The 16,453-nt window shown below is 39.2% G+C and carries 17 protein-coding genes and 1 tRNA gene; 3 read left to right on the top strand and 15 right to left on the bottom strand.

Annotated elements, in window-relative coordinates; translation table 11 throughout:
- Positions 1–84: 84 nt before the first annotated feature.
- From KSX81_RS14120 to KSX81_RS14080, 9 genes are all read right to left on the bottom strand, one after another.
- Positions 85–306, bottom strand: coding sequence for a DUF2795 domain-containing protein (locus tag KSX81_RS14120; RefSeq protein ID WP_002558131.1), 222 nt, complete (start codon positions 304–306; stop codon positions 85–87).
- A gap of 73 nt (positions 307–379) precedes the next feature.
- Positions 380–943 carry a cob(I)yrinic acid a,c-diamide adenosyltransferase gene (locus tag KSX81_RS14115; protein ID WP_008642670.1) on the bottom strand — a complete coding sequence of 188 codons (564 nt, stop codon included), beginning with the start codon at positions 941–943 and terminating at the stop codon, positions 380–382.
- Between the two features lie 44 nt (positions 944–987).
- Positions 988–1,611: a hypothetical protein gene (locus tag KSX81_RS14110; RefSeq protein ID WP_015531739.1), complete on the bottom strand. Its 624-nt coding sequence runs from the start codon at positions 1,609–1,611 to the stop codon at positions 988–990.
- A gap of 105 nt (positions 1,612–1,716) precedes the next feature.
- Positions 1,717–2,400: an energy transducer TonB gene (locus KSX81_RS14105; protein WP_008642667.1), complete on the bottom strand. Its 684-nt coding sequence runs from the start codon at positions 2,398–2,400 to the stop codon at positions 1,717–1,719.
- Positions 2,401–2,577: 177 nt separating this feature from the next.
- On the bottom strand, positions 2,578–3,897 hold the full coding sequence (locus tag KSX81_RS14100; protein WP_217725535.1) for a toll/interleukin-1 receptor domain-containing protein: 1,320 nt from the start codon (positions 3,895–3,897) through the stop codon (positions 2,578–2,580).
- A 74-nt stretch (positions 3,898–3,971) separates the two neighbouring features.
- On the bottom strand, positions 3,972–4,403 hold the full coding sequence (locus tag KSX81_RS14095; protein ID WP_217725533.1) for a hypothetical protein: 432 nt from the start codon (positions 4,401–4,403) through the stop codon (positions 3,972–3,974).
- Between the two features lie 178 nt (positions 4,404–4,581).
- Positions 4,582–5,088: a zinc ribbon domain-containing protein gene (locus KSX81_RS14090; RefSeq protein WP_217725531.1), complete on the bottom strand. Its 507-nt coding sequence runs from the start codon at positions 5,086–5,088 to the stop codon at positions 4,582–4,584.
- 11 nt (positions 5,089–5,099) lie between these two features.
- Complete coding sequence (locus KSX81_RS14085) at positions 5,100–5,357, bottom strand: hypothetical protein (RefSeq protein ID WP_004296405.1); 258 nt, start codon at positions 5,355–5,357, stop codon at positions 5,100–5,102.
- A 12-nt stretch (positions 5,358–5,369) separates the two neighbouring features.
- Positions 5,370–6,248: a M48 family metallopeptidase gene (locus KSX81_RS14080; protein WP_004296404.1), complete on the bottom strand. Its 879-nt coding sequence runs from the start codon at positions 6,246–6,248 to the stop codon at positions 5,370–5,372.
- 1,026 nt (positions 6,249–7,274) lie between these two features.
- Between KSX81_RS14080 and KSX81_RS14075 the strand changes: the two genes are divergently transcribed.
- Entirely contained in the window at positions 7,275–9,383 is a 2,109-nt protein-coding gene (locus KSX81_RS14075; RefSeq protein WP_217725530.1) for a BT4734/BF3469 family protein, read from the top strand.
- Positions 9,384–9,754: 371 nt separating this feature from the next.
- On the opposite strand, the gene KSX81_RS14070 is transcribed toward KSX81_RS14075, so the two are convergent.
- Positions 9,755–10,099: a hypothetical protein gene (locus tag KSX81_RS14070; protein ID WP_008776923.1), complete on the bottom strand. Its 345-nt coding sequence runs from the start codon at positions 10,097–10,099 to the stop codon at positions 9,755–9,757.
- 276 nt (positions 10,100–10,375) lie between these two features.
- Between KSX81_RS14070 and KSX81_RS14065 the strand changes: the two genes are divergently transcribed.
- A complete protein-coding gene (locus KSX81_RS14065; RefSeq protein ID WP_004323145.1) occupies positions 10,376–11,548 on the top strand; it encodes an immunoglobulin-like domain-containing protein in 1,173 nt (390 codons plus the stop codon).
- Here the strand turns inward: KSX81_RS14065 and KSX81_RS14060 are convergent.
- Together KSX81_RS14060 and KSX81_RS14055 are read right to left on the bottom strand one after the other, a co-directional pair.
- The gene (locus tag KSX81_RS14060) at positions 11,540–12,055 is read right to left on the bottom strand and encodes a DUF6125 family protein (RefSeq protein WP_217622103.1); all 516 of its coding nucleotides are present in this window, start codon (positions 12,053–12,055) and stop codon (positions 11,540–11,542) included. The two genes, KSX81_RS14065 and KSX81_RS14060, sit on opposite strands and share 9 nt — an antisense overlap.
- A gap of 133 nt (positions 12,056–12,188) precedes the next feature.
- Positions 12,189–12,272, bottom strand: a tRNA-Leu gene (locus KSX81_RS14055).
- A gap of 164 nt (positions 12,273–12,436) precedes the next feature.
- Here KSX81_RS14055 and KSX81_RS14050 point away from each other — a divergent pair.
- On the top strand, positions 12,437–13,519 hold the full coding sequence (locus KSX81_RS14050) for a mannose-1-phosphate guanylyltransferase (protein ID WP_004317553.1): 1,083 nt from the start codon (positions 12,437–12,439) through the stop codon (positions 13,517–13,519).
- A 147-nt stretch (positions 13,520–13,666) separates the two neighbouring features.
- On the opposite strand, the gene KSX81_RS14045 is transcribed toward KSX81_RS14050, so the two are convergent.
- From KSX81_RS14045 to rpsO, 3 genes are all read right to left on the bottom strand, one after another.
- Positions 13,667–15,316, bottom strand: coding sequence for an AMP-binding protein (locus tag KSX81_RS14045; protein ID WP_118418344.1), 1,650 nt, complete (start codon positions 15,314–15,316; stop codon positions 13,667–13,669).
- Between the two features lie 35 nt (positions 15,317–15,351).
- A complete protein-coding gene (locus KSX81_RS14040; RefSeq protein ID WP_004317551.1) occupies positions 15,352–15,927 on the bottom strand; it encodes a helix-turn-helix domain-containing protein in 576 nt (191 codons plus the stop codon).
- A gap of 185 nt (positions 15,928–16,112) precedes the next feature.
- On the bottom strand, positions 16,113–16,382 hold the full coding sequence (gene rpsO, locus KSX81_RS14035) for a 30S ribosomal protein S15 (RefSeq protein WP_004296393.1): 270 nt from the start codon (positions 16,380–16,382) through the stop codon (positions 16,113–16,115).
- Between the last annotated feature and the right edge of the window lie 71 nt (positions 16,383–16,453).

Below are 16,453 nucleotides of genomic sequence, written 5' to 3'. Positions count from 1 at the left end.
CAAAGAGTATAAAACACCAGTGCGACAAACAAATTTCTATTGTTTATCGCACTGATATTTAACTATTTAGCTTATCTGTGGATGTTAGTACTCCTCCTCGTTGAAGAAGAAATCCTCCTTACTAGGATAATCCGGCCAAATATCTTCGATACTCTCATAGATTTCGCCCTCATCTTCCATCTCTTGGAGGTTCTCAATAACTTCAAGAGGAGCACCCGAACGCATGGCATAATCAATCAATTCATCCTTGGTTGCCGGCCAGGGAGCATCTTCAAGTTTTGATGCTAATTCCAATGTCCAATACATAATCTTGAGTATTTAAAATGAATACTAAATTTGTCTCGTTTTCTATTTTTCGGCAAAAGTATAATAAAATCTATCATTTCCAACTATTATCCCAAAATATTTCATTATTTTGTTCATCAAAATTAATTTTTCGGGATAATACAAACAAATAATCTGATAATCTGTTGACAAAAGCTAATACTTCGGGAGAAATTGTACAAGTTTCGGACAAAGCCAGAATGCGTCTTTCAGCTCTCCGGCAAATCGTGCGGCAAACATGGCAAACGGCTGCTCCACGACTTCCGCCGGGAATGATGAAAGCACAAAGTTCGGGTAATTGCTCGTCCAGCTTATCAATCTCCCGCTCGATACTTTCCACATGTTCGGGGGTAATGATACTGGCGGGTTTCAGTTGCATTTTCTCCTGGTCGGTGGCCAGGTGTGAACCGATGGCGAATAACTTATGTTGAATACTCAAGATAAAATCCCGGTCGGACTCCTCCTGCAGATAAGTGTGCAGCCATCCCAGGTGAGAATTTAATTCATCCACCGTTCCGTAAGCTTCCAGGCGGATATGAGTCTTTGGAACGCGACTTCCGCCGACAAGACTGGTAGTTCCTTTGTCTCCGGTCTTTGTATATACAAGGCTCTTTTTCATAACTTTCTTTTTTACTATTATAGATGGTAAACGTACAAAGGTTCTTAGAAGTTGATGATATACTGCTGTTTTATCTTCGTTTTATCAAAAAATAGCAAACCGACATCATACAGGTCGAAAGTTATTCCGACCCTTTCGTCAGCCTGCCACTTTTTCCAAAGCACTTTCATCTCTTTGGAATAGCAGATACCATGGACTACAAATACACTTTTAAGGGTAGTACGGTGTACGCAAACCCGAAATACTTCTTCCAATAAGTCCGGATTTTGGTAATCGTTCAGATACAGAAAATCGACTGAAGTATCCGCATCCAGAAACAGTTCCGACAAATCGGAAGCAAAGAGATAAGAAGCCGATGGTTTAGCAGACTGTAAGTACAGGGCTGTCGAGGAAGGACGCCCAACCTCAATAATCGTATCAGGCTGCACTCTATTTACCAACCGGAACAAAAAACGGTTTACCTTTTGAGAACCTTTGGTCCACCCACACTCTCTTACCATCTTTTTTTGTTCTTCTTTCAAGGAAGAATAAGCATAGTAAGGCATCTTCTCATAAATTACATCGGTAATGAGACTGAAAGCAAATGGGGAATGGACACCATATCCGCAACGATGACGGAAGCGGGAAAGCCAGATAAAAGGTCTTTTTATACAGAGTAGAAGATTCATAAAACAATCATTCGTATTTTTATTCTCCCGACAAAGATATATTTTTTTATTGAAAAAGGGTTGGTTCTTTGCAGGAACCAACCCTTATTCATTTATTCCAAGTTACTACTGCAGTCTGAATGACACAGGCACAGTATATTTCACTCGAACTTTCTTACCATTTTGCACTCCGGGAGTCCATTTCGGCATAGAACTTATCACGCGGATAGCTTCTTTATCCAAATAAGGATCAACCCCTCGCACCACTTCAGGATTAGAAATCGTTCCGTCTCTATCTACTACAAACTGAACAATGACTTTTCCTTGTGAACCAGTTTCTTGCGAAATCGTCGGATATTTGATATTGCTACCTAAATATTTCATTAAAGCAGCTGTACCTCCAGGAAACTCCGGCATGACTTCAACACTTACGTGAATAATGTCTTCAACTACCGTTTCTGTTTCTACCACTGGTGGTATCCAAATAACGTCATGAACTGCATTCATATCCTCTGACACTGTAGAAACGTTATCCGTCACCTCCATATTGTTTTCCACTATTTCGAACAATTCTGTTACCTTAGTTTCGGGAGGAGGAGGCGGTTCCAGTTTCTCTTCAAGGAATGTGATCGGAACTAGCTCTGTTACAAAGATGGATTCATCATCTGGTGATAGTGCTGCAACTCTGACATCATGTTGTGTCCATTCGAACGAAACGAACATGAAGGCTAGCGCAACAACCAAACCCATCAACAACCAAGAACCCCGTTGATTCTCAATTGCAGCCTTTTTTGATTTCTTGGCTTCCATAAAAAATGTGTTTAAGTAATTAATAATAGAAAATATATAGTATATATACTACTTTTCGTTTTTCCTCTTAAGCATTACTTAAAGTGCTCTCTTGCTGCAATAAATATAATCTTTTTATGGATAGCTTGTTACAACGTCTCTTGTTTATTTTATTCTTTTCTCTTCTTTTGGATAAAATTAATGACTTTTTTTCTCCTCTTTTTCCTCATAGGCCTCACCAGACCAACAAAAAATCGTGTTGTCTCCGCAAATTAAATCATGAAATCCATTTGTCTTATTCTTTGTGATTCCTATTCGGGAATATCCGGTGTGATATTCTGTCTGCTTACCATTAACAGTTATATTAAAAAGTAAAGCGTCCCATCTATCCCAATAAGTACAATCAATTTGATCCATTATCCCATTTCCATCAAGGTCATAAGTCATTGAAATTGTTTCATTTTCTTTTCCATTATGAAAATCCTGTGCACTTATTTCTTCTATCGCCGTAATAGAATTCTTCTTTGAAGACTCTACTCTCACAGCTCTCCCCTGTTGCAAAACGAATCGTTCACGTAATTCGGTGTCTCTACCATTACGATCTATTATCTGAACAGATAGTTTCCCATTCCATCTTTCAATTTTGGGCGTTTCAGTTACGTTATTTCCAAACTCATTCGTTACAGTAAAGAAACCTGTACCAGCATATTTTACAAAAAAGAAAGAATTACCAATAGCGTTTCCACCACAAGCTTGTATATTCTCAATCAAAGCGTCTTTAATTCCATCCTCATCAAAATCTTCTTGTGCGACAATATCCATACACATATCAGAAGGAATATCTATTTTATACTCATACCCATCTACTTTTGCATATAAACTATTATAGAAGAAACTTTCACCAGCTTTCCCATAGAATATGATATCTACATTATTTTCAATAATTTGAGAAGTATCTTTTGATGTTTCCTCGTTATACTTCGGTTCTTCAGAAGAATTCAACATAAAGAACGATATAACAGCCATCACAATTAGTATACAGACAGCCAGTATCCATTTTCTACTAGATCTGACCGGCTTTGACTTTATAAATCGCTCTTTTAATACGTCATAGAACTCATTAAAATAATATCTATTATATTCCGGTCCATTTTTCTTCACAACTCCCGACACATCCGAAGGCAATCCCTCCGGAAACCCCTTTACTCCCGATAAAAAGACAGGAATTATATTCTTATTTTTTGCTAAAGCATACGCTAGTTCATTCCTCAACCAATCTTTCTGAGGATTAAAGTTCACATCTAATGTACGTTCAAAAGCTTTTTCATCAACAATTAAAATAAAATCTTCACACTGATCTATGCGATTTAATAACTGGACATCAAAATCCCCATTTCTAAGGGTGTCAATATCAAAACTAACCCGATAACCATCACGTACTAAAAGATCATTGAGATGCTTAGCCGTATCATAACCGCCTTGACGACGATAACTAATAAATATATCAAAAATTTTCATTTACAAACTCTTATTGTATGGCATTATTCAAAAGTTGGAATAGCAAAAGTTGTCATATTACGGTAGTAATTATATTACTTTAAAATATCACTCTCGCAACTTAATTCGTCCACATCAACATCATTCGGTACAAAGTAATCAAAACTGCATTTCGTGAATGAGCCTTGCCATATTACAGATTTACAAATATTATCAGCAGTCTCTATAGTAACGTTAATACCAGCTCCATACATCGGGCCTCTGTCTTTCACGTTCATAATCCAATACATAAGATCATCTGTCGCAGTATTTGTAGTTTCGATTTCATTCCTTTCCTCAACAAAGTAGAAAAAGCAGATTTCTGTACCAGTCAATCTGTCGATTCTTCGAGCATTGTCTACTATTTCCTTTACAATGTTCTTGTCATTATAATCAAAGCTACTTACAAAAAGAAACATAAACTTATAATTTTGCTGGTGATAAAACCAATCAAGTACTTTTTTGAATTTTAATGGTGTTATATACATAACAAAAAACTTCTTAAATGATGTTGATCTTATGATTCAGTTTTAATGAATTTAGTATGAGCAAACATTTCTGTACTGCTATTTTTTATATCCCAATATTGAATCTAAATTGTATTAGGACTCATATAATTAAATACCATAAGAGCGATGGCTTAATAAAACCATCGCTTTTAACTCCTTACAATGCCTGCCCACATTCCGAACAAAACTTTGCACCTTTGATATTCCGATATCCGCAGTTCGTACAGAATACCATACCGTTAATATCCAAATTCAGAGTTGTAAAAGAATTCCGATTTCTTAGTACCTCTTCTGCTATTTCGAGTGCCTTATCATCAAGCTTGGACTGTTGCACCATCCCCCAAATTTGCGTGATAAGTACCGGCCAGAAGAATAGCATAGAAATGATAGTAGGAATAGCTTGTTGCCCAAAAATCCCTATCCCAGCTTCAAACGCTATTGCATTGTCTTTAGGTATCAAGCTGACTTTTAATGCAGACTTCAAACCAAGTACGGCTTTAAACAAATTACCTTTGGATATAGAAATATCAACACCACCACTTAATAAATTATCTATTTGTACCTCAAACTGTTCTGCCATAAATTCTGTTCTTATCTGTTCGGCAATGGCAGGAATCAAGGAAGGATTACCCGGAAGTATTTTTTTTGTTGCAAATGTTCCCATAATTCTATTTTTTAAAAGTGTAATGACTGTAATGCATGATATTGGCTCGTTGTAAATAACACACCGGTTTCAACAAGCAATTCCTTAATCTCACGCTGTTGTTCTTCCGTATAGTTCTTTTCCATAGACTTCAATATAGAAATAATTCTTTCAGACTGTTCCTTGACCTCCTGTTCAGTAACTATACCATCTTCCATAATCTTCTTGAATGTGGGCTGGTTCATGACCGCCTCATCTAAATTCAACATTCCTTGTTCATTAAAAAACATAAGCTATTATATTTAAAGTTTATTTCCACAATGTTTGCAATAAGTCCAGCCATCCGCTATCGGTTGCTTGCAATTCAGGCATATCTTGCCTGATTTCTCTGTCGAAAGATGATCGACGATAGTCTTATATTGGGAACTTTTCCCCCATTTCAAGATCTCCTTAACCCGCACGGCCGAAAACGGATGATTCTGATTCATTATAGCTGCGACTTGCAATGTCTTATTCCATAATCCGTCATTACGGATAGCTTCATATTGGTCTGCCTGCTTAGCCCACTCCACCAGATCGATATTCTTTGTTATAGAAGACGGACCTCCAGATAGACGAGCCATCGTGCTTGCCACTATGGCTGGAGTAGTCACAATACTGGCAGCTCTGTCACAAGACAACTCACTTTTACGTTCCCAATACAAAATCGCATATTGGATGGGGACTCCCAAACTTCCCAAAACGCCAAGTGAATCCAAACCATCCATCACATAATGAGCTATGGAATGATATAAGACATGATGACAAAGAATATGCCCGCATTCATGGGCAATCACTGCATCCAGTTCCTCTTCTGTCATCATATCAACCAAGCCGGAAGTGATAGTTATAAAAATCTTTGTATCGCCAAAGGTCCATGCGTTAGGATTAGGGTCCATAGAGAGATAGAATTCCGGTTGTTCAATCCCCAACTTCTTACAAATCGGTGGCAGACGATTATACAATTTAGGCAATTGATTCGGTGATAAACGAATTGCAGATGCCATATTAACGCCATATTGCAGTTGTTCCAATCCCATTGACATCAATTTTTTCACTAGGGTCGGGAATCCGGGAATACTTTCCAGCTGCCTCAATGCAGCTGCATCCTCCGGATGAATAAAATCTGTTGCTTTAATCATGGTTATCAATATTAATATCTATTGTTTTTATGACCTTCATTACAAAACACATCAAGTTCAGTCTTTTCATATCACTGGTATACGCAACAAACTCCTCGTAAGCACCACAGGTTAAAATCCTGATATACAATAAACCGGAAACATAAAAAGAATTATGCGAATAAATTCTTCATTTATCTGACAAAATAAGAAAGCAGCACGATAATCAGTATTAGCTTTTAACAGATACAAATATCATGCTGCTAAAACGTTGTCCTTGTGCAGTCCTTTCATTGGCGATTTCAGAGACCTGGACAAACATATTCTCCATATTCTAGTTCACTGCATCATCTTTACAAGTCTCAAATATAACGAATAATATAGCAGGAAAAAATTACAAAAGTCCCAATCATGCCTAAACAACCCAAAAACAGAACTATTGATACGAAAAACATGTCTATCATGACATTTTTTATTTTGCAAATCACAACAACAAAAAGATAGCATTCATTACAAATACATTATTTATATCTTTCATCTTTCACCGAAAGTCATAAATCCTTTTGTTCATCGCACTTTCAAACCATTGACAGTTCTTTTTCAATCTATCACCTAATCTTTCATCTTTCACCACTTATCACATTCAAAGAAACAGCTATTTCTTTCCTGAACTATTAATAGATAAGTTCCTTTCCATTAAATATAAACTTCCTTTTCATTAATAGATAACTTATTCCTCACCTGATTCAAACTATAAATGCAAGTTCCGTTTTTATAAATGAAACTTGCGTTTATAAAAACGAAATTTGCATTTATATAATCAAAGCTTTCATTTATAGATTGCAAACAGCCAAAAGGAACTTCTCTATTAGACGAAAGAAACTTTGCATAGGAAAGAAAGGAAGTTTTCTATTAATAGCCAATGTAAGAGACAGTACATAAGAAGGTTCCAACAAAGAGAAGATGATATATTTGGAGAGTCCGATAATAAAGCATACCTTTACTCGCCTTTTAAAGAAAGAAACATAAACAATAAACACATCTATCATGAAACTTACTTTGATGCGGGACAACGGAGAGACGACAACCATGCGAACGTTGGACATCAACACACAAATAGAAACGATGAAGCATGAAACGAAAGCCCAGCCAGTCAGCAACCTACGCACGAGCATCCGTTACGCATCACCGGACAGCAAACTGGATGACGTCAAGAAATTGGCCAAAGTTGTCCCGGCTGCCACTTTTCGTAAAACAGTCAATGGTATACAAATGACCGGATATAACGGCATTATACAAATAGAAGTGAATCATCTCGCCAACCGGATGGAAGTAAACCGGGTGAAGCAGGAAGCGGCCGAACTTTCACATACATTCGCAGCCTTTATGGGGTCCGGAGGACATTCCGTGAAAATATGGATACGATTCACACGTCCCGACAAGTCACTTCCTCAAAAACGGGAAGAAGCGGAAATATTTCAGGCAAATGCCTACAGAAAAGCAGTCAGCCTATACCAGCCCGCCCTTTCCTATGCTATCGAGCTGAAGAATCCTGCCCTGGAACAGTTCTGCCGACAGACTTATGACCCGGAACTTTATTACAACCCTGAATCTACCGTGATTTATATGCGGCAGCCATTGGAAATGCCTTCGGAAACAACTTACAAGGAAGCTGTGCAAGCAGAAGCATCTCCATTCAAACGGTTGATTCCGGGATATGACAGTTTCGACACATTATCCGCTCTCTTCGAAGCTGCTTTATACAAGGCATATCAATCACTAAGCGAATTACAGCCAAGAATCCATATTCATTCCGATGAAGACCTGAAGCCTTTGCTGGTTCAGGTAGCGAAGAACTGTTTTCAGGCAGGAATACCGGAAGAAGAGACGATCCGTTGGTCTACCGCTCATTTCTATACCAAGAATAAAGAATTCCTGATCCGGCAAACCATACAGAATGTATATACGTGCGAAAAAGGTTTCGGAAAGAAATCTCCCTTATCAGCAGAACAGGAACTGGAATTTCGGACGGAAGAATTCATGCAACGCCGATATGAATTTCGCTACAATACAATGACGACAGTTACGGAATACCGCGAACGAAACACGTTTTGTTTCTGTTTCCGCCCCATCAGTAACCGCATACGGAACAGCATCGCAATGAACGCACGCCTGGAAGGGCTTAACTTATGGGACAGAGACGTCATCCGGTATCTGGACTCCGACCGTATCCCTATTTTTAATCCTATTGAAGATTTCCTTTTCGGGTTGGACATCCGTTGGGACGGGCGTGACCGGATTCGGGAACTGGCAACCCGGGTTCCTTGCAACAATACCCACTGGCCTGACTTGTTTTACCGCTGGTTTCTGAATATGGTAGCCCACTGGCGTCAGACAGACCGGAAATACGCTAATTGTACTGTACCGTTACTGGTCGGTCCACAGGCATACCGAAAATCCACTTTTTGCCGAAGTCTGCTTCCACCTGAATTACAGGCTTATTATACCGACCGCATTGATTTCAGCAATAAGCGGGATGCCGAACTTTCTCTAAATAGATTCGCACTCATCAATATGGATGAATTTGACCAGAACCGAGTGAGCCAGCAGGCATTTCTGAAACATATTCTTCAAAAACCGGTTGTCAACGTCCGGCGTCCGCATGGCACCGCTACTCAAGAGATGCGCCGATATGCATCTTTCATTGGGACAAGCAATCACAAGGACCTACTGACTGATACTTCCGGCAGCCGACGCTACATCGTCATTAACGTAACCGGTCCCATCGACTGCTCCCCCATTGATTATGAGCAGCTTTATGCACAAGCCATGCACGACTTATATAGAGGAGAGCGATATTGGTTCAACACGGAAGATGAGCATGTCATGACGGAGAATAATCAGGAATTTCAAGTCATGCCGGTTGCCGAACAGTTGTTTCACGAATATTTCCGAGGGGCAAAAGAAGGAGAAGAATGCGAGCAACTCCTTGCTATTGAAATACTGCAACAGTTACAACATGACAGCAAGATTCATGTATCTATCTGCAGTATTGTCCAGTTCGGAAGAATATTGCAAAAGAACAAAATACCTTCTTTGCATACGAAACGCGGTAATTTCTACAAAGTAATACGAATCAAGCCAGGAAGAGGATAAGTTTGCAATAAAAAATATCCGGTGAAAGATGACAGATCGGTGACAGATCATTTTACATCTATCACCAACGTACAACTACCATAGACAGGGAGTTTCAGTAGAAGGTGAAAGATTGAAAGATAAAAGCATGAAGAAAAGCTTTAGTGGAGGGAGTATAGATATAAGACGAAACATCATCTAACAAATTTTCGTTCTACTTAAATTGAAAAATAGACTCATTTAAATGGAGCCTGCATTCAACTTTAGTAGAACGAAAATGGTCATGTAGATTAAATAAATTATTTATGAAAGAACCGAAAATAAGCATAGCGTCATAACAGATTGTCTTTTACGATTCTCTATTTGACAGGTTTAGATTAAACGAATAGTACTTATTTTGCTTTTTTCTTTTTCTTCGCGTTATCCTTCTTACGCATATCCTGGTATTTCTTATATTGTTCATCGGTCAGAATGCTTTTTATTTTAGCATCTATTTCCTGCCTTTTCTTTTGCATTTCTTCCCGCGTAGGTCTTTCATTCGATTTATTTTTCGCAGGTCTCATTTCTTCCATGGCAGCTTTGAAATCTTTGGCCTGCTTTTCATTCAAGCCCAGATCGGCAACAATCTGTTCCATACGTTTCTCTCTATCAGCCTTTCCATTCTGACGATTTTGAGCCATACATACAGTTGAGCCAATCAATAACGCAACTGCCAAACTTAAAATTTGCTTTCTCATCATTTTAATTCTCATATTAAATAAGTTATGTATGTTAGACCTCACAAATGGGTGAAAGTTAATTCGATGATGAGGCTAAAATTGTTTTTTCACATTATTTATCAAAGGGCAACTAGTATCACATCGAAAAACGAATAAACGTTTTCTTATCCGGTAAAAAAACAGCAGCATCCAGTTTATCGGTTTAGAAATATTATTTCTATATTTGCAGGAAACAGATCAAAACTTGATATACCCTATGCAAACCTATTACAAAACCGATTAATAATTAAAACGATGAGAACACTTTTTTTTATTCTGCCATTTATCTTTATCACTACAGGATGTATTAAACAGAATACAGAAAAAAGTGATATTTTGACAACAGAGGATATAGCCAAATTTGACAGTTTATTTAATGCCTGGGAAAAAGAAATACACAACAATCCCAAAGCACAATTAAGTTCAAGTACCCGTGCTTACACCATTTTACCCCAATTCAAAGAGCTAAAAGCTATGGGTAAGAAAATTATCCCATGTATCATAGAACAGTTTGAAAAGGGCAATAACACTTTTTTTGCTTTACCTCTTTATGACGAATTACAAGATAATGACAGCCTAAAATCTCACAGAGAAACAAGCGAACAAGATAAAGTGAGCGAGATTGTGCAGAAATTCAGAGAACAGGAAAAAAGAAAGATGTGGGAAGAAGCTAATAGCTACAAGACGTCTATAACCGACACTACTTTCCTGAAGACAAGAGGGACGATGTCGTATGCTGCAATAGATTTATTCACGGGACGAGGTTTCAATAAAGATTACGCATTTAATCAGGTTGTCTATTTGAAAGCCTTACAAAGAGCCCAGAAACATCTGTCTGTCGTAAATGGTCAGTTGGCATGCGACTTAAAGTCAGGTACAGAAATATATATTTCCGAAGATTTATACCTATTTATCACCGGTCTTTTTAAGGATTGGAATACGTGGCTGGAATCGGGAAAATATGAGATAATAAAAGACGAACAAGGGCTTTATACAGTGTTACCTAAGAAAACCAACCAATCATCGCAAACGAACTCCGTCATATTGCGACCTATTCCCCGTGACATTCCGACTGGAGAGAACATAAGTCCCGCTTCGCTTTCTATAGAAACAGAACACGATCATTATCCGCTATCAACTACAGAAGTAAAAATAACCATCACCAACCACTCTCACTATGAATACGAGTGCGGAGAAAAGTACAGCCTTGCTTACTATAACAAAAGTAAACGGCAATGGGAAACATTGCCGACCGATCCTGTCGTTAATGATATACTGTGGATTTTCCCACCGGAGCACCCCAGTCACCAACAGACAATCAAACTCTATACATCAGAATCCCCCAACCATCCAGGGAAATACCGTATCTACAAATCATTCAACAGAGGCACCAAAGTGGCTTATGGAGAATTTGAATTACTACCTTAATGTGAATTTCCAACAACAAGCACACTCCAGATCAGTAACATTCGGATAACAGCTAATCATTTCAGTAACGATTCTTTCGTCTATGACGCGTGCAAATCCATCATGCCCGATAAAACCAGGCGACGCACAAGGATGAAACGGCATGCCTTTATTCTTTCGGGCAGTCTGCACCCTGCATTCATTGATACGATATATAAGAGAATCTCCTTCCTTGAAAAGGCTTACCGAAGGATTCGACAATGCAGAAAATCTGATCGCTAATGCTTTCTCCAGTCCTTCGAGTCCTGCCTGTTCAGGAAGTTCCAGAAATTTCTTGATTCTCCGGGCTTCCGTACGGGTGAATTTTCTCCATGCATTTTCATCGTGCAACATAGCTTCATCCATACCGTTTTTTCCTTCTACGGATTGAAACCATACTCCATCAAGTGCATAGATGTTTCTTGCGTATATTCTGACCAGTTCCTTTAGTTCATCTTTTGATAATAAATCCAGTTTATCAATCATCATTTCTTAATATTACATTTTACCTTATTTTTTATCCCGCTTTGATTTTATATTGATCCGAATTTCGGTATGACCAACAATTTACGAGGAGTAGAAAAGAAAAACGGAGAGAGTATTTCTACTTTCTCCGCTTCAGTACCCAGACCCGGGGTCGAACCGGGATGGAAGTGAATCCACTGGTGTTTGAGACCAGCGCGTCTACCGATTCCGCCATCTGGGCGCATACTTGATTTCTCAATTGCGGTGCAAAGATACGACATTATTTTGATTCCACAATAGTTTGGCAAAAAAAAGGAGAAAAAAATAATAAAACATATCTTAAACACTTCTCTATTCAGAGAATAAACCGTACATTAGCAGAAACTTTAAAATAGAGTCACTATCATGACAAACCAGGATAATTATTGCGTGATTATGGGTGGCGGCATTGGAAGCCGCTTCTGGCCGTTTAGCCGCAAAACATTGCCCAAACAATTCTTAGATTTCTTCGGAACGGGCCGTTCACTTTTACAACAGACTTTCGACCGGTTCCAAAAGGTTATCCCAACAGAAAATATTTTCATCGTTACCAATGCAATGTATGCGGACTTAGTGAAGGAACAATTGCCCGAAGTGAACGAAGAACAGATTCTGCTGGAACCCGCAAGACGAAATACCGCTCCGTGTATAGCATGGGCCGCTTACCACATCCGGGCACTGAACCCGAACGCCAATATCGTAGTCGCTCCTTCAGACCATTTAATTTTAAAAGAGGATGAGTTTCTTGCCGCTATCGAAAAAGGACTTGATTTTGTTTCACGCTCGGAAAAGCTACTGACATTAGGTATTAAACCCAATCGCCCGGAAACAGGGTACGGATATATACAAATAGACGAACCCGCAGGAGGAAACTTCTATAAAGTAAAAACATTCACAGAGAAACCGGAACTGGAATTAGCTAAAGTATTCGTAGAGAGCGGAGAATTTTACTGGAATTCCGGCCTATTTATGTGGAATGTAAATACAATCATCAAAGCAAGTGAAGATTTACTGCCTGAATTAGCTTCCAAACTGGCACCGGGAAAAGATATTTATGCCACCGACAAGGAGAAAGCATTCATCGAAGAAAACTTCCCAGCATGTCCTAATGTATCCATCGACTTCGGCATTATGGAGAAAGCGGATAATGTGTATGTATCATTAGGAGATTTTGGCTGGTCCGATCTTGGAACTTGGGGATCACTTTATGATTTATCGGAAAGAGACCCGGAAGGCAATGTTACGCTGAAGTGCCATTCACTTATATATAACAGTAAAGATAATATGGTAGTACTTCCGAAAGGCAAACTGGCCGTTATCGATGGACTGGAAGGATTTCTGATAGCCGAATCGGACAACGTTCTTTTGATTTGCCGCAAAGATGAAGAACATGCCATCCGTAAATATGTAAACGACGCCCAAATGCAACTGGGCGATGATTTCATTTAATAACACGCAACCTGACGCCGGAGCCAAAACCGGATAAGAGCATACAAATAGTGAACGGTGAACAAACTGCATAATTGATTGCAGAGAGTTCACCGTTCACTGTTTATAATCGAAAAACTTTGTGTGCCTTTAAATAATCATAAGTTTCTAAATAATCTCTATTCCCTGCTCCTTGCAAAGTTGCAGTCCCAAATCTTTCAATCTGAACTTCTGAATCTTTCCACTACCCGTCATCGGGAATTCATTCACAAAGAAGATATATTTCGGAATCTTATAACGGGATATCTTATTTCTGCAGAAATCACGTACATCGGCTTCCTGCATTTGTACTCCTTCCTGCAAAATAATAAATGCTCCGACTGCCTCACCATACTTTTTAGAAGGAATACCAGCCACCTGAACATCTTTCACTCCGTCAAGCTTATAAAGAAACTCTTCTATTTCGCGCGGATAAATATTCTCGCCACCACGAATAATCATATCTTTGATACGTCCGGTAATCCGGTAATTTCCATCTTCATCCTTAATACCCAAGTCGCCGGAATGCAAGAAGTTGTTTTCATCAAGCACTTCCGCCGTTGCTTCCGGATTCTTATAATATCCTTTCATGGTATTATAACCACGGTTACACATTTCACCTTGTACACCAACCGGACATTCTTCACCTGTTTCAGGATCAATCACCTTCACCTCCGTAAATTCAAAATCATGTCCTACCGTATTACAACGTACATCGAACGGATCATCAATACGAGAAGCTGTCATACCCGGAGCGGTCTCCGTCAGTCCATATACACTAGTCACCTTCATATACATTTTCTCTTCTACCTGCTTCATCAGTTCGACAGGACACAGCGAACCGGCCATAATACCTGTACGAAGACAAGACATATCAAAGAGATCGAACATCGGATGATGCAACTCGGCGATAAACATAGTCGGCACACCATAAAGAGCCGTACAACGTTCTTTATGAATAGAGGCCAGCACAACCAACGGGTCGAAACGTTCTACCATCACTTGTGTACAACCATGAGTCAGACAGTTCATGGTAGCCAATACTACCCCAAAACAATGGAACAACGGAACGCAACAACAAAGTTTGTCATCTGCCGTGAACTTCATGTGTTCCCCCGTCAGAAATCCATTATTGGCAATATTATAATGTGTCAGCATCACCCCTTTCGGGAAGCCGGTAGTGCCCGATGTATATTGCATATTTACTACATCGTGACAATCCACTTTGCTTTTTAGTTCGTTCAAACGGTCATCTTCCACATTATCTCCCAACAGCAGGATCTCCGCTGTATTATACATACCACGATGTTTTTCCTGACCTACATATACTACATTTCGCATATATGGAAAGCGTTCGCTCTTTAAATGTCCACGCTCACAAGTCTTCAATTCAGGAAGCATCGTGTATGTCATCTGCACAAAATCACTATCCTTCTCACCATTCACAATACAAAGCGTATGCATATCCGAGTTCTGACAAAGATATTCCAACTCCGATTGCTTGTAGTTCGTATTCACTGTAACATATACCGCACCAATCTTCGCGCAGGCATATAACAATGTCAACCAATCGGGAACATTAGCCGCCCAGATACCCACATGAGTACCACGTTCCACACCAATGGCAATAAGCCCTTTTGCCATATCATCCACACGACGGTTCAACTGACTCCAGGTAAAACGGAGATTTCGGTCGGAATATACGATATATTCCTTATCGGGAGTCTCTTCAGCCCAGTGTTCCAGCCACTGCCCCAAAGTACGATCAAATAATTGCATGTAATTATACTTAAGTCTTGGTTCCTACTATTTCATTAAATCGGTGTGTAAACTACTGCCAAGATTTTTGCAGCCTGTCCCTCATAAGCATGTACATGATGAGGAACAATGGAATCATAATAAATGCTATCACCCTCTTCCAGCAGATAGGTGTTCTTGCCATAACTGATTTCCATGATACCTTCCATAACCATGATAAACTCTTCTCCTTCATGAGAAGAAAGCACGAAGTCGGTATCTTGCGTCGGCATCACATCGATAATAAACGGTTCCATGTGACGGTCCGCCTTTGACTTGGACAACGAGTGATATTCCATGTGTTTGCGAGAGTGAATCGCATTATTGGAAAAACTGATCGCATCTTTGGCTTCTTTCTTACGGCATACGACCGGTCCGACTTCATCCTGATCATCAAGGAAAGTACCCAGACGTACTCCCAACACACGCGCAATCTTAATCAGCGGTGCGAGAGAAGGTATATCAATGTTATTCTCAATACGTTCAATCTGTTCGATAGCCAAACCTGAACGTTGCGCCAACTCTTCTATGCTTATTGATTTATCTTCGCGGAGGGCTTTAATTTTCTCGCCAACAATCTTACTTGTATCCATTTTGAAAGCATTTTAGTTATCAAAGGTGATAAATTATAATAATTAAGCTGCAAAAATAGCAAAATCTTTAGATGAACACAATTATAACCGAAGAAAATACGACTATCAGGAAGAAAAAGAAGAAACTAAAAAAAGCCGTTCCTCTATCATGAGGAACGGCTTTAAATCTTTTCGCGACAAGTAGATTACTTACGCAAACCGAGCTCTTTAACAATAGCACGATATCTTTCGATATCTCTTGCTTTCAGGTAGTCGAGTAAGCGACGACGCTTACCTACCAACATTGTTAACGCTCTTTCAGTACTATAATCTTTTCTGTTGAGCTTCATGTGCTCAGTCAGGTGAGAAATACGGTAGGAAAACAATGCCACTTGGGCCTCAGCTGAGCCGGTGTCAGTGTTAGACTTTCCGTACTTTCCGAAGATTTCTTGCTTTTTAGCAGCGTCTAAATACATAATTCTTAGAATTTTAATTGATAAATTATTCTTTTGAGCGTGCAAAGATAGGCATTATCTTTATATCACAC

This window comes from Bacteroides sp. MSK.18.37 (assembly GCF_019129155.2).
GTDB lineage: Bacteria > Bacteroidota > Bacteroidia > Bacteroidales > Bacteroidaceae > Bacteroides > Bacteroides ovatus.
The sequence above is the reverse complement of the archived record's forward strand: the minus strand, read 5'-3'. Positions and strand labels throughout refer to the sequence as shown.